Below are 22,721 nucleotides of genomic sequence, written 5' to 3'. Positions count from 1 at the left end.
AGCAGTCGCCCGACGGTCAAAAAATCAGGCCGGCAGGCCGGGGCGGTCGAGCTTGTTGGGCGAGAGCGTGAAAATCTCGCAGCCGGCGTCGGTCACGCCGATCGTGTGCTCGTACTGCGCCGACAGAGAGCGGTCGCGGGTTACCGCCGTCCAACCGTCCGACAGCACCTTCACATGCGGCCGGCCGAGATTGATCATCGGCTCGATGGTGAAGATCATGCCGGGCCGCATTTCCACGCCTTCATTGACGTTGCCATAGTGCAGGATGTTCGGGGCGTCGTGGAACAGCTGGCCGACGCCGTGGCCGCAGAAGTCGCGCACCACCGAGCAGCGCTCCGCCTCGGCGTAGGTCTGGATGGCGGCGCCGATGGCGCCGGTGCGAGCCCCGGGTCTGACCGCGGCGATGCCGCGCATCAGGCATTCATGGGTGACTTCGAGCAGCCGTTCGGCGGCGCGCTTGATGGTGCCGACCGGATACATGCGCGAGGAATCGCCATGCCAGCCATCGAGAATGTAGGTGACGTCGATGTTGACGATGTCGCCGTCCTTCAAAGGCTTGTTGTCGGGAATGCCATGGCAGACGACATGGTTGATCGAGGTGCAGGACGACTTCGTGTAGCCGCGATAGTTGAGCGTCGCCGGCAGCGCGCCGTGATCCATGCCGAACTCGAAGACGAAACGGTCGATGGCATCGGTGGTGACGCCGGGCGCGACCATGGGCACCAGCTCGTCGAGGCAACGCGCGGTGAGGTCGCATGCCTTGCGCATGCCGGCAAAACCGTCCTCGCCATAGAGGCGGATCTGGCCGGTGTTTCTGAGGGGGGCGGTGGCGGCGTCGAGATAGGTGACCATTTTGTCCGTGTGGAAGGTGGGGCGCTGCAGGTGTGCCAGCGTGAAAATCACACCAGATTTGGCACTTGGGGGCAAAAGGTTCAAGGAAGAACTGCCTGATGCAATCCGAACCGGCGGGATATTCGTCGCGTCGGCGCGGTCTTTTGCCGGTTTTTCACGGTTTGCTTTCCTTTCCGGTCATCGTGCGCTAGGGCGGAACGATGTTTTGGAGATCGCGACCAGCCCTGAAGCGCGCCCGATCGCTTGAAGCGCCGCTGACGGCAGCCTGCTCATGTCTGATGGGCCTTGTGCTGCTGGCGATGCTGTGCCTCGGCCGGCCGGATGTCCCAACTTTCGCCGACCCCGCCCAGGGCAGCGCCAGCGTTGGCGTCGAACGGTCGGGCGAAGCCGCCGCGCTGCTGCGCGTCACCAACAAGGCACAGGCCGTTGAGGTTCGCACCGCCAGGCCGGTGCTGGCCAAGTTCGCGGGCGGCCATCCGGCGTTACCAGCTCCAGAAACTGTTTTCCTTTGGCTCGCCCCGACGTCGCCGGCAGTGGTCGTCGCCGGCCATGGGACCGTCTCGGCTCCGTGCACCAGCACCAATCAGCCGCGCGCGCCGCCGTTCGCGCAAGCCTGAGCGGTCCAAGACCGCGTTCGCCATCATACCAAGCCATTCGCGTCCGCGATCCGTGCGCCGGCCATAGCCGCGCACTGGTGGCGCGGTGCGTTATTTCCGGATCATCGCAATGCAACAACGTATCAAGACATTCAAAAGCCTGTCGCGTGCGGCCTCGGCTGCTTCATTTTTGTCCGTTCAGGCGTTCATCTGTATCGGAACCGTTTACTGGGCGATCGCCGAGACGCTCTATCTGTCGGGAACCGGAGCGCTCGTGCTCGGTGCCCTGTTCGCCTTGCCGTCGGCCTATATTCTGGTGATGGTGGTGCGCATGGCCTTCGACGCCGAGACCGACCCCGCCAACCAGTGAATTGCGCCCGTCGGATCGGAACGTTCTGCCGGGCATCCTGGTGCCGGCAGAACTTTCCTCGCCTTTGCAGCAAAGGCGGCCGCTTCCGCAGTGACGACACATTTCCGTGGCACAAACCGGTCAAAGCAACTTTTGACGACGGACGGCGTTGCTGGGCGACGCCAGTTCGGGAGATTTCGGATGGACAGATTGCAGTTCGAGGTGCCGGTGCGCATCGCGCCAGGGCCTGGCTTGCCGGTCGAGGAGATTTACAGCGTCGAGCAGGCGTTGGATTTTCTCCAGGACTGGCCGGCGCGCCGGCAGGGACCGGTGTATCAGAAAGCCTTCAACGCCTGCTTTGGCGCCACGGTGGACGTGGTCAAGACCGAGGATGCCTGCCGGGCATTCATGGCGTTCTGCCGCGTTACCGGACTGATGGCCGGCGACATGATGGCGCCGCGCAAGCGCGGCGGCGAGGCGAGGGCGCTGCAGGCCTGAGGGCAGATGCGCTTGCCTCGATAGCCGGCTCGGCTCGAGTGCACTGTCTCGTGCCGCGGATATCCATCAATAGCGTCGTTAAGCTTCCGTTTCCACCTTCGCGGCTACGCCATTGCCTGTTCAGCAATGTTGATTCGTTGCGTCAGTCTCATGGTTCGGAAGATGTCTGCAGAAAAAATCCGTGCGTTCCCGATCGACCGTCAGTTATTCCTGGTCAGAGAAGTTGCGGCCAAGCTCGACAATCTGCATGGCGAGACCGCGGCCTCGTTCTGGAGGGCCAAGGCAGCGGAACTGCTTGACCTCGTTGTCGGATCGGGCAGGGACAGAGCCACCGCCGGTGACGAAGTCCGCAGATTTTTTCTGGCCGTACAGAAAGAGTTGTCGGCTGGAGTGGCCTCAGAGCCGGTGCCCGTCCTTTCCGCCTGAAGCCAAGACTGCCGGCGCTCTGGATTTGACCGCATCCAAATGAGTTGGATCGCTTCCATTCGCCGGAGCTGCCCAGCGTATCCTGCAATCGGCGTCATTTGTCGCTGGAGCGCTCCCGTGCCGTCAGGAACGGCATCGCCGTCTTCCGCGCACCGGTCAGCAAAGCGCCGGCTGTTTGAAGCCGATCGAAGCCGTGATCAAAAATGAACCGAACTTCTTAGCCGTTCGTTCATATATGCGTGCTTTCTAATTAAACTATGGCTTCCAGCTGCTTCACTCGAATTCGGCTCATGGCGACCGGTATACGCCGGAGTACCAGGGCCAATGTTGCCACTATCTTCGCCCTCAGCCTGCCGATCGTTGTCGGCGCCGCCGGCTTCGGCGTGGAGACCTCCTACTGGTACTACAACAGCTTGAGACTGCAGGCCACGGCCGATGCCGCCGCCTATGCCGGCGCGCTTGAACAGATCTCAGGGTCCGACAAGCCGACGATCGTCGCGGCCGCGACACAATCGGCCGCGTCGAATGGGTTGGGCTCGGGCACCATCGTCGTCAATACGCCGCCAGTGTCCGGACCAAATACGGCGAAGAAAGCGGTCGAGGTCATCGTCGGCCAGAAGCTCGACCGGATGTTCACCTCGATCTTCACGCAGGGCCAGGTGCCTGAACAGGCGAGGGCGGTGGCCCTTATAACCAATGCCTCGAAGTCCTGCATGACCGCGCTGGATCCGACCGCCTCGCAGGCTGTACTGTTTTCCGGCAATACCAGCGTGAAGGTCACCGGCTGCGTGGTGATGTCGAATTCAAATGCTTCGGACGCCATCAAGCTCCAGGGCTCGGCGGCACTGCAGGTCGATTGCCTGATATCGGCGGGCGGCGTTTCACTGAGCAATCCGGTCACCACCGTTTGCCCAGCCCCGATCACCCAGGCGCTGCCTGTCGCCGATCCATTCGCCGACCTGCCGACCCCGGCGGCTTCAAATCCCTGCCAGAACACCAACAAATCGACGCTGAAACCCGGCACCTACTGCGGCGGACTCAGCCTTAGCGGCAGCGTTACCCTCCAGCCGGGCGTCTATGTCGTTCAGGGCAATCTCAAGATAAACGCCAACGCTTCCGTCACCGGCAGCGGGGTGACCATCTTCATGTCAGGCAGCTCGACGGTCAGCATGAATGGCAATGCCTCCGTGCAGCTCAGCGCGCCGACTTCGGGCGCCTATTCAGGTGTTCTGTTCTATGGCGACAGGGCCGGCAGCAGTGCATCCAGCACATTCAACGGCACAGCCGACTCGCTGCTGACTGGGGCCATCTACTTCCCAAGACAGCAGGTCAGCTATCTCGGCAATTTCTCGGGCAACGGCGGCTGCACCCAAGTCGTCGCCGATACGATACAATGGTCAGGCAATTCAACCATCAATCAGGATTGCACCAGCCTCGGGATGCGCGACATTCCGGCCGCGCAGTCCGTGGCATTGGTCGAGTAGCCTCCCGTGGAACGCCGATCAAAGCCGATTCTTGGCGACCGTTCGGGTGTCGCGGCGGTCGAGTTCGCCATGATCCTGCCCTTCCTGTGCGCGGCGCTGCTCGGCATCATCGACGGCTGGTCCTATGTGACGAGTTCGCTGTCGATGCGCGCCGGCGTGAAGACCGCCGCGAACCTGATCATGGAAGGCTCGACCAATGACACGGCGACGCAGGCCGTTGCGATTTCGAGCTGGGAGAAGCGGCCGGCGGACGGCCAGGTCACGCTAAGCCGAATCTATATGTGCGGGACGACCGTGGTCGACGCTTCCGCCCTGTGCAGTGGGCCGAAGGTTCCATCGGTCTATGTTCAGATCCAGGCATCGGCCACCTGGACGCCGCCCTTCACCTTCGGCGTTTTTTCCACTTCCAGCGTTATCGGCCACCTGGAGGTGATCCGTGTCCGTTAAGGCAAGCGCCTTCAAGTGGGATCGATCGGGTGGAGCGGCATTGGAGTTCGCGCTGATCGCGCCATTCCTCATCATATTGCTGTTCGGAATCTTCGCTTTCGGCTGGTCGATGAACTCGGTTTCCAGCGTTCGCTATACGCTTGAGACATCGTCGCGCTCGCTGCAGCTTCAGAACACATTGACCCAGGCCGACATCCAATCCATCGCCACGCAGAAATTGCAGGCCCTGGGTTTGAAGGATGTGAATGTGACGATAGCCATCGACCCGGCGAGCGGCGGCTTCCGCATGGCGCATCTGACCGCCACCTATGCCTTCGTCGTCGACTTCCCTTACCTCAGCGCCTTCCCGATTAATTACGCGACCACCGTTACCGTGCCGCTGGTTGGCGGCTAGGCGTGTCAGCTGGCAGGTTTTTGGCAGTCAAGTGACGCAGGCATGCTCGGGTTCCCGGGCGCTATCGGTCAATGAGCAGAACAAGCGAACCCCCAAAAGGCACCATTGATTCAACCCATCTGCCGACCACCGACGCAAGAAGATGGTTTCGAGCGGTTAACGAGGGGCATGGATCGATCCTGCCGCCGGAACATTCTTCGCCTGGTGAAGTTCTGAATCTGCCTTGGTTTTGATCCCCGTGGGCCAAGGCCAGGAAGCTGCCTCTATCAGCCTCCAGCGAGCCCGCCTCGGACGGGGGCAAGACTGTCTGGGGCGGGCTTCGTTCAGCCTTGTCGTCGCGGCAAGCAGTTTTCCACCGTTAACTCCAGCCTGTAGATCGAGTTTTCTTGCACGAGCTTCGATGTGTCGCTTATTAGAGACCTCTTATGGAGCGACGGCACGCAATACGGAGAGTCAGGGATGGGCTCTGGGAGGTCTACGACATAGACAACAACAAGGTTGTGCGCGTGGGCGGAGTGCCCTTGACAAACTTGTTGGATGAAGACGCGCTCGACGCCTTGGATCTGATAAGGGATGGTTTTCTGACCCCGGCCAAATCCGCGAGGACAAAGTCCTGAAGCAAGGCTCCAGTTCGGCATGCTAGTCGGGCGTTGGAGATTTCAATCCCAGACGCAAACGCTGATCTTCAGCGAAGACGACGGCATCTGGCTCACGTTCGAAGGCTCTGGAATAGGTGTTGCCGTCCCTTCCTACGATCCTAACAACCCACTCGCCTAAGGACGGGCTGATTTCTACAGCTGGGGAAGACGGTTTGTTATAGGCCATGCCATTGCGCTGTTGCAATTGCAATGCCAGCTCAAGCTGACCCAAAACGGGACGCTTTTCGCCTGGTCGAACCTCGAAACAAGAACATTCACCAACCCACGACGGTTGCTGGTGCGGCCCCTAACCTATGGCGTGCTGCTCACCCCACAAGCCGACATTGTGAGGAACTTGCGGAGCGGATGTTGAAGCGCCGACCAGAGCGACGATAATACCCAGGCCTATCGCGACGGCCACGGCGACCACAGCGACGCTGGCTCCAGGCGTGTGCTGGTTGCGTTCCAGAGCCTTGCCGAGATCGTCGAAGGTTGTTTCCATTCGCCGAAGCTAACAGACGTCAGGCAAACAAGGCGTTAACGGGCGAGCGTAAGCCGGAGCCGTAGGAAATCCCCATGCACGACAGCGACGGAAGTCGCGTTTTTCCAGTGGCACACCACGGGGCCGGCGCGGTCCTGCAACCGCACCTTACGCGGAACATTAGCTGTCTCTAAAAGTTGATCCGTGCGGCAGGTAGGTGCCCTCCATCGTCCTGCCGAAGATCGGGCCTCCGATCGGGCCCGCGCCTTCGCCGCCAGAGGGGCGCGGGCTTCAACTTGCCAGGGTATGACGATTTCCAGCAACTTTGTGGACAGCGGACTCGTAGAGCAATTGGTCGCTCTGTTTATGTCCCTCATGCCAGGGCGGCTGGCTCGCTGAGATTTCGTTGGGGTTTCTCGGCGAGCCTACCCAAGGAGGGGATAAAATGGCCGGCGCCCGTCGGTTGGGGACCGTTGGGGTGGGGGTGGACGCCGGCCAAGCGGACAATCAGGTCCGCCGCATGAACGGCATGACCGATTCAAGGAGCCTGCGATATGGTGCGATCACGGACTGCTGGCGCATGACCTAGCCGACTTGGGGCCTAGCCGACTTGTGGCCTAGCTGACTTGTGGCCTAGCTGACGTGGGGGCCTAGCTGACTTGGGGCTTCCTTCTGGGCAAGCCGGCTATTGCTTTTGCCGGCCCACGTATCGCCAGGAGGGGCGTCGGCTCCACAGGGGAGCAGGGTGCTGATCCGCCGTGTTGTCTGACATCACCTTCCAAACCCCGCGCAGCTTTGATCACGGCCTTGCGGCTGTTGCCGTGTTTGAGGATCAACTCCCAGACCAGGTCCGCGGTCAAACCGTTCTCCGAAGCGAAACATTCGACCTGATGGTCGTGAATAGCATCACACCAGGGCTTATAGCCGCCCATTTGGGCCTCCGCTTTAGGCGCCGCATGCAAAATATGCACTTCTGTCTGATGTGGGTGAAACATGCGAACGAAGGACGCGGCACGGTGCCAGGCGCCAGCGAGCATTGAGGCAGTGATCGGGGCGATGTAGCGCGGAACGCCTACTTCCAGTCAGCCTCCGTGATCTTTTGGAACGCGACCGCGCCGCTGCGGAGAGGGCGAACCAGCAACCCGAGGATGATGTCGCCGAATAGCCAGAGCCCAAGCAACATGCCTACCGCGGAGGTTCCTCCGGTGGATGGCAGTGCCGGGTTGTCCGGCGGCATCAGAGGTGGTGAGGTACTGCTCGCCCGATATCTTGATCGCGTATATCCACAGGCCCGTCAGGGCGCGTTGAAAGCCAAGGGGCGGCCCTGCAGCCAGGTTGGGCCATTTCCGGGGTGGACTTCATCCACGCCGCGATGCCTGACGAGACTGACACCTGATGGCCACGCTTTTGGATCATGACTGCCGCCGACGGTGGCCGCTGGCTTCAGGTCTGCGATTCGGCGCGGACACTGGCCAAACTTTGGACGGGGAACGGAGGTTTTTGGCTAAGTGCTTGAAGTCGCTGGTACGCCCAAGGGGAATCGAACCCCTGTTACCGCCGTGAAAGGGCGGTGTCCTAACCGCTAGACGATGGGCGCGCTCAGACGAAGCGGCTTATACTGGCGTTGCGCGCAACCGGCAACCCGTCAAGTGCAGCCCTGGACAACTTTTTTCCGACCTTTGGAAACACAGGGCTTCATCACGGCTGCACGGCTTGGTGACTAGCGGAAACGCCCATCGCTTCGTCATTCCAGGGCCGAGCGAGGAGCGAGGCGACGCGGCCTAGCCCTTGGGATCCATGCCGCGACTTCAAGGCGTTGCAACAGTGCGGAATTCTGCCCCTACGCTTCAACCAAGTCACGGAATGGATCCCCGGGTCTTCGCGACGGAGCTTCGCTGCTGCTCAGCCCATGGTTGGCGAGGTTGGGAATGCTCAGGCCAATATCGAAAGTCTAGAATTGTCCGCTGAAACGATATTTGCGGCACGACCTGGCCGCTCCGGCCCGTGAAATCGCGCCCTTCAGCCGTCGCCGCCACCGCTGCGCCGGCGGCAGCGCCAGTTCCAGTCGCGCTCGGGGCCGACGTCGACGTGGACCGATTCGGTGTGGCAGTAGGTGCCGACGCCGCCACGGCCGGGCATGGTCCTGATGTAGTTCGCCAGTTCCCATTTGGAGACGCCGGGCACCTGGATGTCGGCGGCGGCGCAGTACATGTGCAACGAATTCTTGGCGCCGTTGGCGCGGCGGTTGCGGGCGGGGTCGCGGTAGCCTGACGTCACCATCATCTTGCGGCCGTAATGGCCTTCGATCGTCTTCAGCACGCGCACCAGCGACGGCTTCAGGCAGGCGACATCAACGCTTTCGTTCTGCTTCAGCAGCCCGTTGGGCGCGAGCCGGGCCATGCCGGCGGCGGACGCTACCTGATAACTGCCGCCTTCGTCCTCATTGAGGTCGACGTCGCTTTCGTCGTCGAGGCCGGATTTGCGCTTGATCTCGAACAGCGCCGTCTGGCGCACGCCGGGCAACGCATCGCCACCCGTGATGTGGCCGGCTTCGTCGCCGGTCGAAGCCAGCTGTATCGGCTTTGCGGTGGAGTCGGCCGAGGCCAGTGTGATGATGGGCTTTGCCGGTGCCGACGCGGACTTGGCCTGCACGGCCGGCTGTTCGCCCGTGCGTGTTTTGACGAGCGGAGCAGGGGTCGCGGAAGCCGGCGTGGCGCCGAACATCGAGGCCAGGAAGCCCCGTTTCTTCGGTGCTTCGGCTTGTGGCATCTCACCCGCAGTCACATAGACCGGATTGTTCATCGCCGGTGCCGCGGCAGGCTTCGGCGCCGTCACCTCGGCATCGGCGGCGGCGATCTTCTGGGCGACCGCGTCGGTCTGTTGCGCCGTCTGGGCCGGCTGCTGCAGGGCCTGTGGCGTTTGTCCCGCGATCGTTTCAGCCCCGGCCGGCGTTGTCAGTGGAAAGGCAATCTCGGGCTTGGCGATCGGTACGTAAGCGACCGTTTCGGGAAGCGCCGTGTCACCTTCGCTCATCACGGTCGTCTGGGTGGTCGTGGTCTGCGATGTCGAATCGGCGGTGGCCATGGGCGTGCCGGTGGCGGCCGCATTGATGTTCGAGGAAGAGGCATTGTAGCCAGGCATTCCGACCGACATTGTCGGGTCGCCAGCCGAGGTGCAGGAGGCCAGGAGCACGGAGCAGAACGCTGCCACGATGGCGCGGCGTTCTCCCTTTGCGAGGCTCCATCCTGCTGATTTCAAAGTCAAATTCCCCCTCGATACCCGGCCGGTAACTCCTTGGCGCAGCATTGGCCGCCGCAGTCCAGGGTGACCTTTGTCTCCGATCCGGAAACGAGACCTGTGTCAAATCCGCAAGCTCGAAAGTATCTTTGCAGCGATTGCCGAATTACGGCCGCTCGACGGTTGACGACACCATTTCGCCCGCTTTTGGCAGGCCGTCAACTCACCAGACATTACAGTCCGTTACACACGCACCTTGACATAGGTACCCGGAGCATCCCCCAAGGTTTTCATATGCTTGCCGGGTTTGCGGGCAGGCACGCGGGTGTTGTCCTTGGCTTCTATCCAGCTTTGCCAGTGCGGCCACCAGGATCCGGGATGCTCGGTAGCCGTGGCTATCCACTGGTTGAAATCGCCGATCGGCGCGCCGCCGGTCCAGTACTGGTACTTGTTGGATGCGGGCGGATTGACGACACCCGCTATGTGGCCGGATCCGGCCATCACATAGTCGACCTTGCCGCCGAAATACTTCGAACCGACGAAGACGGACAGCGCCGGCGCGATGTGATCTTCCTTCGAGGCGAGGTTGTAGATCGGGATGGTGACATCACTGAGCGAGACGGTGCGGCCCGCCAACTCCATCGTGCCGCGCGAGAGATTGTTCTCGAGATAGCAGTTGCGCAGGTAGAAGGAGTGGTTGGCCGCCGCCATACGGGTCGAATCGGCATTCCAGTAGAGCAGGTCGAAGGGCAGGGGATCCTTGCCGCGCATGTAGTTGTTGACGACATAAGGCCAGATCAGGTCACCGGATCGCAGCATGTTGAAGGCGGTCGCCATCTTGGTTCCGTCGAGGTAGCCCTTTTCGTTCATCGACTTTTCCACCGCCGCGACCTGTTCCTCGTCGACGAACACTTTCAGGTCGCCGGCATGGGTGAAGTCGACCTGCGTGGTGAAGAAGGTCGCCGACTTGACGCGGTCGTCGCCTTCGCTGGCCATCAGCGCCAATGCCGCCGCCAGCAGCGTGCCACCAACGCAGTAGCCGATCGCGTTGACGTCGCGCTCGCCCGTGGCCTTTTCGATCGTGTCGAGGCCGTATTGCAGGCCTTCCCTTATATAGGCTTCCCAGTTCTTGGCGCCGTGGCGCTCGTCGGGATTGATCCAGGAGATGACGAAGACGGTATGGCCCTGCTCGATCGCCCAGCGGATGAAGGATTTCTGCGGGTTGAGGTCGAGTATGTAGAACTTGTTGATCCAGGGCGGGCAGATCAGCAGCGGCCGTTTCAGCACCGTCTCGGTGGATGGATCATACTGGATGATCTCCGCGACGTCGCTGCGGCCAACCACCTTGCCGGGCGTGGTGGCGATGTTGCGGCCGATCTCGAAGGGCGAATAGTCGGCCTGGCGCAGTTTCAGGTCGCCCTTGCCGGCGGCGATGTCCTCGGCCAGCATCTTCATGCCGCGCACCAGGTTCTCGCCGTTGGAGGCGACGGTTTCGCGAAACAGTTCCGGATTGGTCAGGATGAAATTCGACGGCGAGATGGCGTTGGACACCTGCTTGACGTAGAAGCTCGCCTTGTGGCGGGTGTGCTCGTCCAGACCTTCGGCGTGCTCGACCAGTTCGGACGCCCAGCGCGAGGTGACGAGATAGGCCTGCTTGAGAAAATCGAAGAAGGCGTTGCGGCCCCATTCCGGATCCTGGAAGCGCTTGTCGCCGCGCTCCGGCTTGACGGCATCGTCGGCACCCTCGGCGCTGGGGCTGACACGCTGAATGGCGTTCGCCCACACGGTCATATAGCCGGCGAACAGCCGCGTCTGCGCTTCGAGCGCGCGCTGCGGATCGGCAAGCCAGTATTCGCTGAGCTTGGAGAAGGTCTTGACCATGTCGACGACCGGTTCGGCGACGTGGTCGCGCACTTCGCCTTTTTCGCGCGGCTCGGCCCAGGCGGACGCCGCCTTGCCGGCCTGTTCGAGCATGCGCGCCATGTTCAACGCGAAGCGTTCCGGATCCTTCACCAGATATTGCTCGACGGTCGAAGGCTCGTCATCTTCCGTTTTGCCCGAATCGGGTGTTTTGGACATGGTTCGCGGGGTTCCTCCCGAAGCGTTTTCTTGACATATTAACATGGGACATCCGACAGGGTCCAATCTCGCTCTACCTCGGCTGCCAAGGAAACAATATGACGATTAATATTGGCGAGACTGTTTTTTTTGGTGCCGCACGCTTTTGCCGCATCGGCGTGGCGATCGTCCTCGTGGGGATCGCCGGATGTTCGAGCACGAATACCAGCGGACCGGTGCCGATGGCCGAGAATGCGGGGCCGAAGGACACGGGCACCTTTCCGAACCTGAACATCCCGCCGCAAGTGGCGAACAAGCAGTTCACCGAGGCCGAGCGGAACGCCAAGCTCGCCGAACTCAAGGCCGACAAGAGCGGGCAGGGTGCCAAAAGAGGCGGCGGCTCCGTCACCGATCAGGCGGCGCTGACGGATCTGGCCAAGAAGCACGGCCCCCAGACGCTGAAGCAGATCGAAGGCAAATGCGATCCCACCCTCGACCCTACCTGCAAATGAGTATATAGCGCGCGCCCAATACCCCTTTGCTGTCTGGAACCGCCATGGAAGAGTTTCACAAGGTCCGTCGCCTTCCGCCCTACGTTTTCGAGCAGGTCAACCGGCTCAAGGCCAGCGCGCGCTCGCGCGGCGCCGACATCATCGACCTTGGCATGGGCAATCCGGACCTGCCGACGCCGAAGGCCATCGTCGACAAATTGTGCGAAGTCGTGCGCGATCCGCGCACGCATCGCTATTCCTCCTCGCGCGGCATTCCGGGGCTGCGCCGCGCCCAGGCCGCCTATTATCAACGCCGCTTCGGCGTGAAGCTCAATCCCGACACGCAAGTGGTTGCCACGCTCGGCTCGAAGGAAGGCTTCGCCAACATGGCGCAGGCAATCACCGCGCCCGGCGACGTCATCCTGTGCCCCAATCCGACCTATCCGATTCACGCTTTCGGCTTCATCATGTCGGGCGGTGTCATCCGTTCGCTGCAGGTCGAGCCCGATGACGGCTTCATTCCGGCGGTCGAGAGGGGCATTCGCCATTCGATCCCGAAGCCGCTGGCATTGATCCTCAACTATCCGTCGAACCCGACGGCGCTGGTCGCTTCGCTCGATTTCTACAAGGACGTGGTGGCGTTCGCGAAGAAGAACGACATCATCATCCTGTCCGACCTTGCCTATTCGGAGATTTATTTCGACGGCAATCCGCCGCCTTCGGTGCTGCAGGTTCCGGGTGCCATCGACATCTGCGTCGAATTCACCTCGATGTCGAAGACCTTCTCCATGCCCGGCTGGCGCATGGGCTTTGCCGTCGGCAACGAACGGCTGATCTCGGCGCTGACGCGGGTGAAGTCCTATCTCGACTACGGCGCCTTCACGCCGATCCAGGTGGCGGCGGCCCATGCGCTCAATGGCGACGGCGCCGATATCGCCGAGGTGCGCGACATCTACCACAGGCGCCGTGACGTGATGGTCGATGCCTTCGGCCGTGCCGGCTGGACCATTCCGGCCCCTGCTGCCTCGATGTTCGCCTGGGCGCCGATCCCTGAGCCGTTCAAGCATCTCGGCTCGCTCGAATTCTCCAAGCTGCTCATCGAGCACGCCGACGTGGCGGTGGCACCCGGTGTCGGCTTCGGCGAACATGGCGACGATTTCGTGCGCGTGGCGCTGGTGGAGAACGAGCACCGGATCCGCCAGGCGGCGCGCAACATCAAGCGCTTCCTGTCGACCAGCGCCAAGCAGCCCAACAATGTGGTGCCGCTCTCCGCTCACCGGTAAGCAAAATTCGATCTGATTTGAGGGACGTCGCCTTCCATGGCTGAAGCACTGCGTGTTGGAATTGCCGGCCTCGGCACGGTCGGTGCATCGGTGGCACGTGTGCTGCGCGACAAGGCGGCGGAACTGACCCGGCAATGCGGGCGCGACATCATCGTCGCAGCGGTTTCGGCGCGCGATCCGAAGCGCGACCGTGGCGTCGATGTCAGTTCCGCAAGATGGTTCGACGACCCGGTCAAGATGGCGCAGACCGCCGAGATCGACGTGTTCATCGAACTGATCGGCGGCGATGAAGGGCCGGCGCGCCTGTCGGTGAAGGCGGCGCTCGAAGCCGGCCGCCATGTCGTCACCGCCAACAAGGCCCTGCTCGCCAAGCATGGCGTGGCGCTGGCCGAGATCGCCGAGAAGAAGGGCGTGCTGCTCAACTACGAAGCGGCGGTGGCGGGCGGCATTCCCGTCATCAAGACGATGCGCGAGGCGATGGCCGGCAACTCGGTCACCCGTGTGTTCGGCATTCTCAACGGCACGTGCAACTACATCCTGACCCGCATGGAGGCCGAGGGCATCTCGTTTGATGCCTGCCTGAAGGACGCGCAGCGGCTGGGTTACGCCGAGGCCGATCCGACCTTCGACATCGAAGGCCATGACACCGCGCACAAGCTGTCGATCCTGACCAGCCTTGCCTTCGGCACCAAGATCGCCGCCAACGACATCTATATGGAAGGCATTTCCAACATCACCCAGGCCGACATCCGTGCCGCCGGCGACCTCGGCTACAGGATCAAGCTGCTGGGCGTTGCCCAGCGCACCGAAAGCGGCATCGAGCAGCGCGTGCATCCGACCATGGTGCCGACCGCCTCCGTCATCGCGCAGGTGCATGGCGTCACCAACGCGGTGGCGATCGAGACCGACATCCTCGGCGAACTGCTGCTTTCGGGCCCCGGCGCTGGCGGCAACGCCACCGCCTCGGCCGTCATCGGCGACATCGCCGACATCGCCAAGAGCCGGCCGGGCTTCCAGCATGGGCCGGTCTTTGGTCGGCCGGCAAAGGAGTTGAGGCCTTACAAGAAGGCGCAGATGCGCAGCCATGCCGGCGGCTATTTCATCCGGCTGACCGTGCATGACCGCATCGGCGTGTTCGCCGCGATCGCCAAGCGCATGGCCGACAACGATATTTCGCTGGAATCGATCGTCCAGCATGCGGTCAGCGGCGAGGCGGCGGCACAGAAGACGGTGATCCTCGTCACCCACGAGACCACCGAGGCCGCCGTGCGCAAGGCCGTCGACGGCATCACCAAGGACGGTCACCTGACCGACAAGCCGCAGGTCATCCGCATCGAGCGGGCAGGGTAGCTCCGCCCCCACCGTCGCGCAGCCGCGATCAACCGGAACGAATCCGTGCCGGCCCCGTTCTCTTGGTCAGCAACCAAGGGAGCCACTCCATGGCCGATACCAACAAATCCGATACCCCTCAGATCGACGACATCCAGAAAACGCTGGAAAAGCAGATCGCCGAACTGCGCAAGGAGATCACCAAGATCAACAAGAGCATTTCAGCGCGGGGCGCGGAAATGCTCGACGATGCCAGCGAGCAAGCTTCGGATTTGTATGAGACGGCCGCGGCGCGTGCTTCGCGGACAGCACAGCAATTGCGCAGCCAGGCCCAGGCGGTTTCGGACGTGGCGCGCGAAAATCCCGGCACCACGACTGCCGTGATCGGCGTGATCGGCCTGCTCGGCTTTCTGGCCGGGATCGCCGTCGGCCAGTCGTTGAACAACGACACCCCGCGCCGCTGGTATTGACCGCGCCGGCATCGAGCCGGCGCTGCCGGTTCGTTTCGCGGTTTCTCAGGTAATCATTTTAGGAGGGCACCATGGCTTCATCCGTGCTGATCGGCATTCTGATCACATTCCTCGTCATCATCCTTGTTCTTTATCTTGTGCAGCGCCTGCCTCTCGATGCCCGGATGCGGCAGATCGTGCAGATTATCGTCATCATCATCGGCATCATTTCGTTGCTCAAATACCTGGCGGTTTTCTAGATCCCGGCGTTATCTTCATGCGTCTTCAAGTGCGGCCCGGCTGTTCCCAGCCGGGCCGCAATCTTGTTCGCAATAAGGTTCAATCGATTGATATTGCTTATCTTTCGATAAAACTCGCGGCAGGTCTTGCCGTTGTCATGCTCGTTTGACAAAACAAGCCCGCCTCCGGCGGGAGGTGGCATGCAAACGAGGATTTGCCGAAATGAATGTGGCCCAGAACATTGTCGCCGGCCTTGACCGGATACTCACCATGGAACTGGTGCGCGTCACCGAAAGGGCCGCGGTCGCGGCAGCCAGGCTGCGTGGGCGCGGCGACGAGAAGGCGGCTGACCAGGTCGCTGTCGACGCCATGCGCCAGGAGCTCAACCGCCTTGCCATCAAGGGCACGGTGGTGATCGGCGAGGGCGAACGGGACGAGGCGCCGATGCTCTATATTGGCGAGGAGGTCGGCACCGGCAAAGGCCCGGCCGTCGATATCGCCCTTGATCCGCTCGAGGGAACGACGATCTGTGCCAAGAACCTCCCGAACGCGCTTGCCGTCATCGCGATCGCCGAGAAGGGCAGTCTGCTGTTCGCGCCCGACGTCTATATGGACAAGATCGCCATTGGTCCGGGTTATGCCGAAGGCGTCATCAACCTCGACGCTTCGCCGGCCGAAAACATCGCCAGCCTGGCCCGGGCCAAGGGCGTCGCGGTGTCCGACATCACCACCTGCATCCTCGACCGGCCGCGCCACGCCAAACTGATCGATGCCGTGCGCGCCACGGGTGCCGCGATCCGGCTGATCGGTGACGGCGATGTCGCCGGCGTCATCCACACCACGGATCCGGACGAAACCGGTATCGATATCTATCTCGGCACGGGCGGCGCGCCCGAGGGCGTGCTGGCAGCGGCCGCACTGCGCTGCACCGGCGGCCAGATGCAGGGCCGGCTGATCCTCGATACGCCGGAGAAGGTCGCCCGCGCCGCGAAGATGGGCATCTCCGATCCGAAGCGGATCTACCATGCCGAAGACATGGCGCGCGGTGATGTGCTGTTCGCGGCCACCGGCGTGACCGACGGCAATATGCTGGCCGGCGTCAAGTTCGGCGGCACATACATCACCACGCATACGATCGTCTTGCGGTCGTCGTCGCGAACCGTGCGGGAGATCAAGGCCCGGCACCAGGATCTGGATAAGTTCTAGAGTTCTTTGTTTTGACGCAATTCCGGACGGTTTCATACTTTTCCTGGAATTGCTTTAAGCCTGCTTGCGAAGCCTCGCCGCAGTTGTTAGCCATTGGCTGCATCTGAACCCTGGCCGCGCAAGGACCGAGGATGAAAGCGTTCGACTGGCACGCGGATCCGGTTTCGCGTGCCACGCCCATCACGAAGTCCTATCGCAACACCCAGAATGTGCGCCGCTTTTTCATCCGCGAATGCGGCGATAAGTTCAGGTTCGATCGGCCTTTCATGGCCTGGCTCAAGAACGATTGGGAAAAGACAATGGGGGATGCAGCCGAGGAATGGGTCCGGCGCCAGGCTGAAAAGCGGAAAGCGTAGTTATTCTTGAATTCTCCTGCGACGCCTACCGCCGCGAACCGCTTGGCTTTGCCCGCCTTTGGCCTTAAAGCCCGTCGTGTTCACGCGACGCTTTTTTGGGCCGTTGTTTGTGCATGTCGTCATCCCAAAACCGCTGCGCACTTTTGGGCGGCATGCATAATCCTGCGGCCAATTATGAGTTGGCAAAGCGCATGATGGGCGACAGGCGCCTCTTCCTCGATGTCAGGCAGTCGGCTACCGGTCTCTCCTGGGAGCATCGGCTGACCGAACGACAGGACATGATCGCGCTTGCCATCGCGCAAGGCCATGGCGTGCCCGACATTGTCGCACGCGTTCTTGCCGGACGCGGTGTTACCGCCGAGCAGACCGAGCGGTTCCTCGATCCGACGATCCGCGACCTGTTGCCGAATCCCGCCTCGCTGACCGACATGGACAAGGCCGCCACCCGCATCGCGGCGGCGGTGATGGCGAGGGAAAAGGTGGCGATCTTCGGCGACTACGATGTCGACGGTGCGGCCTCGTCAGCCTTGCTGAAGCGGTTTCTGACGCATTTCTCGGTGCCGTCGGAAATCTATATTCCGGACCGTATTTTCGAGGGTTACGGCCCCAACCCCGATGCCATGCGCGAACTCGTCTCGCGCGGAGCGACGCTGATCGTCACCGTCGATTGCGGCACCAACAGTGCCATTTCCGTCGATGCGGCCAATGTCGCCGGCGCCGATGTCGTGGTGCTGGACCACCATCAGGTCGGTGGCGCCTTGCCGGCCGCTATTGCCGTCGTCAATCCAAACCGCGACGACGATCTTTCCGGCCAGGGTCATCTCTGCGCCGCCGGCGTCGTGTTCCTTGCCCTGGTGCAGACCGCAAAGGTCCTGCGTGGCTTGACCGAGACCACGCCACCGGATCTGCTTTCCATGCTCGATCTCGTCGCATTGGCCACCGTGTGCGACGTGGTGCCGCTGACCGGCGTCAACCGTGCCTTCGTCGTCAAGGGGTTGCAAGTGGCGCGCCAGCAGAAGAATGAAGGGCTTGCCGCATTGGCGCGGGTTTCCCGCATCGGCGAACCGATCGGCACCTTTCATCTTGCCTATCTGATAGGGCCGCGCATCAACGCCGGCGGGCGCATTGGCGATGCGGCCCTTGGCAGCCGGCTGCTTGCGACAGACGATCCGGTCGAGGCGCGAACCATCGCGGAGACGCTGGACCGGTTGAACCAGGAGCGGCAGCTGATGGAGCAGGAGATGCTTGCGGCAGCGCGCGCCGAAGCCGATGCCGAGCTTGCCGGCGGCAATGGCCCGGCCATCGTCGTCACCGCCAGCAACAACTGGCATCCCGGCATTGTCGGCTTGCTCGCTTCACGACTGAAGGATCATGCGCGGCGGCCGGCTTTCGCCATCGCCTTCAACGCTGTGGGCATCGGTACCGGTTCGGGCCGTTCCGTGTCGGGCTTCGACCTCGGCCGGCTGGTGCGTGAGGCCGCCGATGCCGGGCTGATCGTCAAGGGCGGCGGCCATGGCATGGCGGCCGGTATCACCGTGGAGCGCGCCAGGCTCGGTGAACTCAGGGCGTTTTTCGAGGAGCGCGCGGCGGCCGACGTGTTTCGGCTGCAGGACGAGGAAAGCCTGGCAATCGACGGTGCGCTTGCCGCCGAAGGCGCGACGCTCAGCCTGCTCGACGCGCTGGAAAGGGCCGGCCCCTTCGGCGCCGGCCACGTCGCACCGGTTTTCGCGCTGCCTCGCCATCGGCTGGCCGACGCCCGCCCGGTCGGCACCAACCATATCCGCGCCGAATTGCAGTCGGAGAGCGGCGGCCGCATCCAGGGGATCGCCTTTCGCGCCGTCGACACCGCACTTGGCGAATTCCTGTTCAAGAACCGGGGCAAGACGGTGCATGTCGCCGGCTCGCTGTCGGGGAACTACTGGAACGGCAACCGCACCGTCCAGTTTCGCATTATCGACGCGGCGCGGGCGTGAGGGTGGCTGGCTAAGCCAAAACCGTCTGCAGCCGGCTCAGTTCGCCGATCTGCGCCATCGTCGCCTGGTAGCCGAGCTGGATCGCCTCGTCGGCACGGTGGAACTCGGTCAGGCCGATATGGCTGAGCTTGGGCTGGAGCGACATGTCGGGCGGATCGCCGGCAAGCCTGGCGCGCGAGATGCGGTCCTGGATGATGTTGAAGGCTTCGACCATGACGCCGGTGATGCCGAGGCGGGTCTGATGCGACTGGTGGTCGGGGTCCGGGTGACCGGCGCGCGGCGCGTCCTTTTCGACAACCAGTTCGCCGGCGCTGTGCTTTATCACCGCGGCGCGACCGAACAGGTCGTAGTGAAGGTTGACCGCCACGACGAGGGGCTGTTCGTAGGCGCGGCAGACCGACACCGGCACCGGGTTGACCAGCGCGCCGTCGACCAGCACCCGGCCGTTGCAATTCACCGGCTCGAACACGCCGGGCAGTGCGTAGGACGCGCGCATGGCTGTAATCAGCGAGCCGCTCGACACCCAGATTTCGTGGCCGGTGCGGATTTCCGACGCGACACAGACAAATGGCTTGGGCAGATCCTCGAAACGAACGCCTGCCACATGCTCACGCAGGCGGGCGTCGAGCTTCATGCCGCCGAACAGGCCGCTGCCGCGCAGATTGAGATCGAGCAGCCCAAAGATGCGACGCTTGGTCAGGCTGCGTGCAAACTCTTCCAGTTCGTCCAGTTTGCCGGCGAGATAACAGCCGCCAACCAGCGCGCCGATGGAGGTGCCGGCTATCATCGACACTTCGATGCCGGCTTCGTCGAGTGCACGCAGCACGCCGATATGGGCCCAGCCACGGGCGCAGCCGCCACCCAATGCCAGTGAGATGCCTGTCTTCTTTTCGGGTCTTGGTTGGGGTGCGCCGCCGGACGAGGAGAGGCCGTTGGCTTCTCGAACGTCTGATCTGTTACGCAATGACGCCCACTCGAGCATCATGATCTCCCTTGTCCCGCATCCTTTGTATCAGAAGGATGTTTGAGAATAGTGAACATGAGTGGTTTGTGAATATGGAATGGTTCACACAGGCTTCCGATACGTCTTTTCCGCATCGAACAGCGGTTTGCTGCCGTCGTCGACAAGCGTCCCCTTGCCGTCGACCAGCCCCACCGTCCGATAAAAGCATGAACGCCGGCCGGTGTGACAAGTTGCGTCGTGGCCCAACACTTTCACGTGCAGCCACAATGCATCCTGATCGCAGTCGGTGCGCATCTCGACGACATGCTGGAAATTGCCCGAGGTTTCCCCCTTCTTCCAAAGTGCGTTACGCGAGCGCGACCAGTAGTGGGCGATCCCAGTTTCCAATGTCAGCGCGAGCGCTTGCGCATTCATATGGGCGACCATCAGCAGCATGCCGTCTTCGGCATCGGTGACGACCACCGTGACAAGACCGGCCGCGTCGAAGCGCGGCGAGAACACCGCGCCTTCTTCGAGGGCCTTTTTGTCTGACGGAGCTTCGGGAAATTCCAGTGCCGACATCGCCGGTGCATTTTCCTGTTTGACCATGATCCCTGGACAAACGTTTTCGCTTGTCCGCGAAAACCGGTTTTCCGGGATCATGGTTGGGCGACGCCGGTGCGGGGCTTACGCCCCGCCGCCGCGCACCATGGTGACAAAACGAACCTGCTCTTCGGGGGTATCCTTGAAGACGCCGGTGAAGGTGGAGGTGAGCGTGGTGGAACCCTGCTTGCGGATGCCGCGCATGGCCATGCACATATGCTCGGCCTCGATCATCACGGCGACGCCGCGAGGGTTGAGCACGTCCTGGATGACGCCGGCGATCTGCGCGGTCAGCGCTTCCTGCGTCTGCAGCCGATGGGCGAAGATATCGACGACTCGTGCGATCTTGGACAGGCCGACGACCTTGCCGTCCGGCAGGTAACCAACATGCGCCTTGCCGATGATCGGCACCATGTGGTGTTCGCAATGCGAATGGAACTGGATGTCCTTGACGATGACGAGGTCGTCATAGCCTGCGACCTCCTCGAAGGTGCGGCCGAGTTCCTCTGCCGGGCACATGTCGTAGCCACCGAACATCTCGCGGTAGGCCTTGGCTACGCGCTTGGGTGTGTCGATCAGCCCTTCGCGGTCCGGATTGTCGCCGGTCCAGCGCAGCAGCGTGCGCACCGCGGCCTCGACCTCGGCTTCGCTCGGCCGGTCGGTGATCGGCTTTTCCATGTAAGCGGACTGGGGCATGAATTTCTTGATGACGGCATCCATAAAAGGCGTCTCCCGTAGTTCCTCTCCAAGGAGGAACGAGTTGAACGGACCACGACCTTTCGGTGTCGGAAACTCGCCCCGTTTCCAGCCCCGTAAGCGGCGTGAACTTCCCGGCCAGGACCGCGGCGCTCATCGCCTTGTCGTTACCGGACTGCCAGCATTATATAAGGTCGTAGCGAGCGAAAGGAAGACGCAGCAGCGGCAATCGCTGTTCGCTTGGCGGCGACGGATTGGAAAATAATGATCAACGACGTCTATAACGCGAAAATTCTCGGCTTTGCCGGAAACATTGAACGCATCGGCCGGCTCGACCATCCGGACGCGACCGCCAAGGCGCACTCCAAACTGTGCGGTTCGACCGTTACCGTCGACCTCAAGATGGAAGACGGCGTGGTAACCGACTTCGCCCATGACGTGAAGGCCTGCGCGCTCGGCCAAGCGTCGTCCTCGATCATGGCGCGCCACGTTGTCGGCGCGAGTGCCGAGGAATTGCGCGCTGTGCGCGACACCATGCTGAAGATGCTGAAGGAAAATGGCGAGCCACCGCAAGGACGCTTTGCCGACCTGAGGTATCTGGAACCGGTGCGCGACTACAAGGCGCGCCATGCCTCGACCATGCTGACCTTCGACGCCGTGGTCGACGCCATCGGCCAGATCGAGAAGAAGCGCGCCGAAGAAGCGGCTTAGGCTTGCTCCAGCTTGTGTCTGCTTTCGGCAAACTCGGCTCTTAGCCAGTCGGCGAACGCGGCGGCCGGTTCCGAAAGGTCCTTCAGATTCCTGGCCACCAGCCAGTAGGCGCCAGACGCAACGTCGATGTCGAACGGCTTGATCAGCGCTCCGGACGCGACTTCCCCGCCGATCTGCAAGAGATCACCCAGCGCCACGCCATGTCCGAGCAGCGCGGCCTGCTTCGACAGCGAGGCATCCGCCAGCATCGGACCTCGCGCCGGCACGGCGTCGGCGGGCACGCCGGCCGCCTCGAACCAGCGCGCCCAGCCCTGGCGGTTTTCCTCGTGCAAGAGCGTGTAGCGGGCGAGGTCGATCGGCTTCTCGAGGGCAGGGCCCGAGGCGAGCAGCACCGGCGACAGAACCGGGGAATCGACCGTCGAGGCAAGCCGCTCGGCCTGGCTGCGAGGCCACGAGGTGGCATGGGCGCTGAAGCGCAAGGCAAGTTCGGGCTGGTCGCCGCGGAAATCGATCAGCCTTGGATCAACTTCCAGGGACACGTCGATATCGGGCCGCAATTGGCGGAATCGGTTGAGCCGGGGCACCAGCCATACGGATGCAAGCGACGGCTCTACACTGACGCGGACCAGGGACTGCGCGGGGACCGCTGCCAGTTCCGACAGCAGCCGGTCGATATCGTCGAAGCTTCTGACCAGTTGGGCAAGCAGCCGGCGACCGGTATCGGTCAGTCCGACACGGCGATGATGACGTTCGAACAGAGGCTGGCGCAGGAAGGTTTCGAGCTCGCGGATCTGCCGGCTGATCGCAGCCTGGGAGACGAAAAGTTCCTCGGCGGCCCGGCTGAAACTCAGATGCCGCCCCGCCGCCTCGAAACTCCTCAATGCCGTCAACGGCAGGCGCCCGCGCTTCATTCGCATAATCCAGGGTTATCCGAAATGGAAATTATACTCGTTTGAAGGCCAAGGCCAGCGGCGGTCTAAT

Annotated in this window: 25 protein-coding genes and 1 tRNA gene; 17 read left to right on the top strand and 9 right to left on the bottom strand. The window is 62.4% G+C overall.

Features of this window, described 5'->3' with window-relative positions; genetic code table 11:
• Positions 1 to 24: 24 nt before the first annotated feature.
• Entirely contained in the window at positions 25 to 852 is an 828-nt protein-coding gene (gene map / locus AC07SZ_RS05900; protein ID WP_056573408.1) for a type I methionyl aminopeptidase, read from the bottom strand.
• A 200-nt stretch (positions 853 to 1,052) separates the two neighbouring features.
• Here map and AC07SZ_RS05895 point away from each other — a divergent pair, with 200 nt between their 5' ends.
• The 7 genes from AC07SZ_RS05895 (at position 1,053) to AC07SZ_RS05865 (ending at position 5,046) form a co-directional block, all read left to right on the top strand.
• Entirely contained in the window at positions 1,053 to 1,469 is a 417-nt protein-coding gene (locus tag AC07SZ_RS05895) for a hypothetical protein (RefSeq protein WP_494913717.1), read from the top strand.
• A 109-nt stretch (positions 1,470 to 1,578) separates the two neighbouring features.
• Positions 1,579 to 1,818: a hypothetical protein gene (locus AC07SZ_RS05890; RefSeq protein ID WP_172373562.1), complete on the top strand. Its 240-nt coding sequence runs from the start codon at positions 1,579 to 1,581 to the stop codon at positions 1,816 to 1,818.
• A gap of 180 nt (positions 1,819 to 1,998) precedes the next feature.
• A complete protein-coding gene (locus AC07SZ_RS05885; RefSeq protein ID WP_172373564.1) occupies positions 1,999 to 2,295 on the top strand; it encodes a DUF982 domain-containing protein in 297 nt (98 codons plus the stop codon).
• A gap of 162 nt (positions 2,296 to 2,457) precedes the next feature.
• Positions 2,458 to 2,721, top strand: a complete 264-nt coding sequence (locus tag AC07SZ_RS05880) for a DUF6074 family protein (RefSeq protein WP_056573404.1) — start codon at positions 2,458 to 2,460, stop codon at positions 2,719 to 2,721.
• Positions 2,722 to 2,978: 257 nt separating this feature from the next.
• Positions 2,979 to 4,205, top strand: coding sequence for a pilus assembly protein TadG-related protein (locus AC07SZ_RS05875; RefSeq protein WP_494913715.1), 1,227 nt, complete (start codon positions 2,979 to 2,981; stop codon positions 4,203 to 4,205).
• Positions 4,206 to 4,211: 6 nt separating this feature from the next.
• Positions 4,212 to 4,652 (top strand): TadE/TadG family type IV pilus assembly protein, encoded by a 441-nt coding sequence (locus AC07SZ_RS05870; protein WP_056572312.1) that lies wholly within the window; start codon positions 4,212 to 4,214, stop codon positions 4,650 to 4,652.
• Complete coding sequence (locus AC07SZ_RS05865) at positions 4,642 to 5,046, top strand: TadE/TadG family type IV pilus assembly protein (protein WP_056572310.1); 405 nt, start codon at positions 4,642 to 4,644, stop codon at positions 5,044 to 5,046. The genes AC07SZ_RS05870 and AC07SZ_RS05865 overlap by 11 nt, the downstream gene beginning before the upstream one ends.
• 945 nt (positions 5,047 to 5,991) lie before the next feature.
• On the opposite strand, the gene AC07SZ_RS05860 is transcribed toward AC07SZ_RS05865, so the two are convergent.
• Positions 5,992 to 6,186 carry a hypothetical protein gene (locus tag AC07SZ_RS05860; protein ID WP_056572302.1) on the bottom strand — a complete coding sequence of 65 codons (195 nt, stop codon included), beginning with the start codon at positions 6,184 to 6,186 and terminating at the stop codon, positions 5,992 to 5,994.
• Between the two features lie 740 nt (positions 6,187 to 6,926).
• Here AC07SZ_RS05860 and AC07SZ_RS05855 point away from each other — a divergent pair.
• Entirely contained in the window at positions 6,927 to 7,205 is a 279-nt protein-coding gene (locus tag AC07SZ_RS05855) for a hypothetical protein (RefSeq protein ID WP_494913712.1), read from the top strand.
• A gap of 482 nt (positions 7,206 to 7,687) precedes the next feature.
• Here AC07SZ_RS05855 and AC07SZ_RS05850 read toward each other — a convergent pair.
• The 3 genes from AC07SZ_RS05850 to phaC form a co-directional block, all read right to left on the bottom strand.
• A tRNA-Glu gene (locus AC07SZ_RS05850) sits at positions 7,688 to 7,762 on the bottom strand.
• Positions 7,763 to 8,184: 422 nt separating this feature from the next.
• Complete coding sequence (locus tag AC07SZ_RS05845; RefSeq protein WP_081295120.1) at positions 8,185 to 9,429, bottom strand: YcbK family protein; 1,245 nt, start codon at positions 9,427 to 9,429, stop codon at positions 8,185 to 8,187.
• 216 nt (positions 9,430 to 9,645) lie between these two features.
• Entirely contained in the window at positions 9,646 to 11,481 is a 1,836-nt protein-coding gene (gene phaC, locus AC07SZ_RS05840; protein WP_494913710.1) for a class I poly(R)-hydroxyalkanoic acid synthase, read from the bottom strand.
• A 98-nt stretch (positions 11,482 to 11,579) separates the two neighbouring features.
• On the opposite strand from phaC, the gene AC07SZ_RS05835 reads away from it, so the two are divergent.
• From AC07SZ_RS05835 to recJ, 8 genes are all read left to right on the top strand, one after another.
• The gene (locus AC07SZ_RS05835) at positions 11,580 to 11,972 is read left to right on the top strand and encodes a hypothetical protein (RefSeq protein ID WP_081295121.1); all 393 of its coding nucleotides are present in this window, start codon (positions 11,580 to 11,582) and stop codon (positions 11,970 to 11,972) included.
• Between the two features lie 44 nt (positions 11,973 to 12,016).
• Positions 12,017 to 13,234 (top strand): LL-diaminopimelate aminotransferase, encoded by a 1,218-nt coding sequence (locus AC07SZ_RS05830; protein WP_056572292.1) that lies wholly within the window; start codon positions 12,017 to 12,019, stop codon positions 13,232 to 13,234.
• Between the two features lie 36 nt (positions 13,235 to 13,270).
• Positions 13,271 to 14,584, top strand: a complete 1,314-nt coding sequence (locus AC07SZ_RS05825; RefSeq protein ID WP_172373570.1) for a homoserine dehydrogenase — start codon at positions 13,271 to 13,273, stop codon at positions 14,582 to 14,584.
• Positions 14,585 to 14,673: 89 nt separating this feature from the next.
• A complete protein-coding gene (locus tag AC07SZ_RS05820; RefSeq protein WP_056572288.1) occupies positions 14,674 to 15,033 on the top strand; it encodes a hypothetical protein in 360 nt (119 codons plus the stop codon).
• Between the two features lie 71 nt (positions 15,034 to 15,104).
• A complete protein-coding gene (locus tag AC07SZ_RS05815; RefSeq protein WP_081295122.1) occupies positions 15,105 to 15,272 on the top strand; it encodes a Thivi_2564 family membrane protein in 168 nt (55 codons plus the stop codon).
• 202 nt (positions 15,273 to 15,474) lie between these two features.
• Positions 15,475 to 16,458 carry a class II fructose-bisphosphatase gene (gene glpX / locus AC07SZ_RS05810; protein ID WP_056572286.1) on the top strand — a complete coding sequence of 328 codons (984 nt, stop codon included), beginning with the start codon at positions 15,475 to 15,477 and terminating at the stop codon, positions 16,456 to 16,458.
• Between the two features lie 131 nt (positions 16,459 to 16,589).
• Positions 16,590 to 16,814 (top strand): DUF6434 domain-containing protein, encoded by a 225-nt coding sequence (locus AC07SZ_RS05805; protein ID WP_172373572.1) that lies wholly within the window; start codon positions 16,590 to 16,592, stop codon positions 16,812 to 16,814.
• A 191-nt stretch (positions 16,815 to 17,005) separates the two neighbouring features.
• On the top strand, positions 17,006 to 18,787 hold the full coding sequence (gene recJ, locus AC07SZ_RS05800; protein ID WP_494913706.1) for a single-stranded-DNA-specific exonuclease RecJ: 1,782 nt from the start codon (positions 17,006 to 17,008) through the stop codon (positions 18,785 to 18,787).
• Positions 18,788 to 18,797: 10 nt separating this feature from the next.
• On the opposite strand, the gene AC07SZ_RS05795 is transcribed toward recJ, so the two are convergent.
• From AC07SZ_RS05795 to folE, 3 genes are all read right to left on the bottom strand, one after another.
• Positions 18,798 to 19,769: a patatin family protein gene (locus tag AC07SZ_RS05795; RefSeq protein WP_056573396.1), complete on the bottom strand. Its 972-nt coding sequence runs from the start codon at positions 19,767 to 19,769 to the stop codon at positions 18,798 to 18,800.
• Positions 19,770 to 19,853: 84 nt separating this feature from the next.
• On the bottom strand, positions 19,854 to 20,312 hold the full coding sequence (hisI, locus tag AC07SZ_RS05790) for a phosphoribosyl-AMP cyclohydrolase (protein ID WP_056573393.1): 459 nt from the start codon (positions 20,310 to 20,312) through the stop codon (positions 19,854 to 19,856).
• Between the two features lie 105 nt (positions 20,313 to 20,417).
• Positions 20,418 to 21,053 carry a GTP cyclohydrolase I FolE gene (folE, locus tag AC07SZ_RS05785; protein WP_172373574.1) on the bottom strand — a complete coding sequence of 212 codons (636 nt, stop codon included), beginning with the start codon at positions 21,051 to 21,053 and terminating at the stop codon, positions 20,418 to 20,420.
• Between the two features lie 240 nt (positions 21,054 to 21,293).
• On the opposite strand from folE, the gene AC07SZ_RS05780 reads away from it, so the two are divergent.
• Entirely contained in the window at positions 21,294 to 21,740 is a 447-nt protein-coding gene (locus tag AC07SZ_RS05780; protein ID WP_056572283.1) for an iron-sulfur cluster assembly scaffold protein, read from the top strand.
• On the opposite strand, the gene AC07SZ_RS05775 is transcribed toward AC07SZ_RS05780, so the two are convergent.
• Positions 21,737 to 22,651: a LysR substrate-binding domain-containing protein gene (locus AC07SZ_RS05775; protein WP_056572282.1), complete on the bottom strand. Its 915-nt coding sequence runs from the start codon at positions 22,649 to 22,651 to the stop codon at positions 21,737 to 21,739. The genes AC07SZ_RS05780 and AC07SZ_RS05775 overlap by 4 nt on opposite strands.
• Positions 22,652 to 22,721 lie beyond the last annotated feature (70 nt).

The sequence above is a fragment of the Mesorhizobium sp. GW821-FHT07A06 genome, assembly GCF_059419085.1.
This window is presented reverse-complemented; position numbering and strand designations above follow the sequence as displayed.

What these genes read in the sequence shown, in the direction of transcription:
- AC07SZ_RS05830 (WP_056572292.1), top strand. Translation starts at nt 12,017, where the DNA reads ATGGAAGAGTTTCACAAGGTCCGTCGCCTTCCGCCCTACGTTTTCGAG.
- AC07SZ_RS05875 (WP_494913715.1), top strand. Translation starts at nt 2,979, where the DNA reads ATGGCTTCCAGCTGCTTCACTCGAATTCGGCTCATGGCGACCGGTATA.
- AC07SZ_RS05775 (WP_056572282.1), bottom strand. Translation starts at nt 22,651, where the DNA reads ATGAAGCGCGGGCGCCTGCCGTTGACGGCATTGAGGAGTTTCGAGGCG.
- AC07SZ_RS05795 (WP_056573396.1), bottom strand. Translation starts at nt 19,769, where the DNA reads ATGCTCGAGTGGGCGTCATTGCGTAACAGATCAGACGTTCGAGAAGCC.
- AC07SZ_RS05820 (WP_056572288.1), top strand. Translation starts at nt 14,674, where the DNA reads ATGGCCGATACCAACAAATCCGATACCCCTCAGATCGACGACATCCAG.
- AC07SZ_RS05860 (WP_056572302.1), bottom strand. Translation starts at nt 6,186, where the DNA reads ATGGAAACAACCTTCGACGATCTCGGCAAGGCTCTGGAACGCAACCAG.
- AC07SZ_RS05885 (WP_172373564.1), top strand. Translation starts at nt 1,999, where the DNA reads ATGGACAGATTGCAGTTCGAGGTGCCGGTGCGCATCGCGCCAGGGCCT.
- AC07SZ_RS05805 (WP_172373572.1), top strand. Translation starts at nt 16,590, where the DNA reads ATGAAAGCGTTCGACTGGCACGCGGATCCGGTTTCGCGTGCCACGCCC.
- folE (WP_172373574.1), bottom strand. Translation starts at nt 21,053, where the DNA reads ATGGATGCCGTCATCAAGAAATTCATGCCCCAGTCCGCTTACATGGAA.
- AC07SZ_RS05890 (WP_172373562.1), top strand. Translation starts at nt 1,579, where the DNA reads ATGCAACAACGTATCAAGACATTCAAAAGCCTGTCGCGTGCGGCCTCG.
- recJ (WP_494913706.1), top strand. Translation starts at nt 17,006, where the DNA reads ATGATGGGCGACAGGCGCCTCTTCCTCGATGTCAGGCAGTCGGCTACC.
- AC07SZ_RS05895 (WP_494913717.1), top strand. Translation starts at nt 1,053, where the DNA reads ATGTTTTGGAGATCGCGACCAGCCCTGAAGCGCGCCCGATCGCTTGAA.
- phaC (WP_494913710.1), bottom strand. Translation starts at nt 11,481, where the DNA reads ATGTCCAAAACACCCGATTCGGGCAAAACGGAAGATGACGAGCCTTCG.
- map (WP_056573408.1), bottom strand. Translation starts at nt 852, where the DNA reads ATGGTCACCTATCTCGACGCCGCCACCGCCCCCCTCAGAAACACCGGC.
- AC07SZ_RS05780 (WP_056572283.1), top strand. Translation starts at nt 21,294, where the DNA reads ATGATCAACGACGTCTATAACGCGAAAATTCTCGGCTTTGCCGGAAAC.
- AC07SZ_RS05815 (WP_081295122.1), top strand. Translation starts at nt 15,105, where the DNA reads ATGGCTTCATCCGTGCTGATCGGCATTCTGATCACATTCCTCGTCATC.
- glpX (WP_056572286.1), top strand. Translation starts at nt 15,475, where the DNA reads ATGAATGTGGCCCAGAACATTGTCGCCGGCCTTGACCGGATACTCACC.
- AC07SZ_RS05825 (WP_172373570.1), top strand. Translation starts at nt 13,271, where the DNA reads ATGGCTGAAGCACTGCGTGTTGGAATTGCCGGCCTCGGCACGGTCGGT.
- AC07SZ_RS05880 (WP_056573404.1), top strand. Translation starts at nt 2,458, where the DNA reads ATGTCTGCAGAAAAAATCCGTGCGTTCCCGATCGACCGTCAGTTATTC.
- hisI (WP_056573393.1), bottom strand. Translation starts at nt 20,312, where the DNA reads ATGTCGGCACTGGAATTTCCCGAAGCTCCGTCAGACAAAAAGGCCCTC.
- AC07SZ_RS05835 (WP_081295121.1), top strand. Translation starts at nt 11,580, where the DNA reads ATGACGATTAATATTGGCGAGACTGTTTTTTTTGGTGCCGCACGCTTT.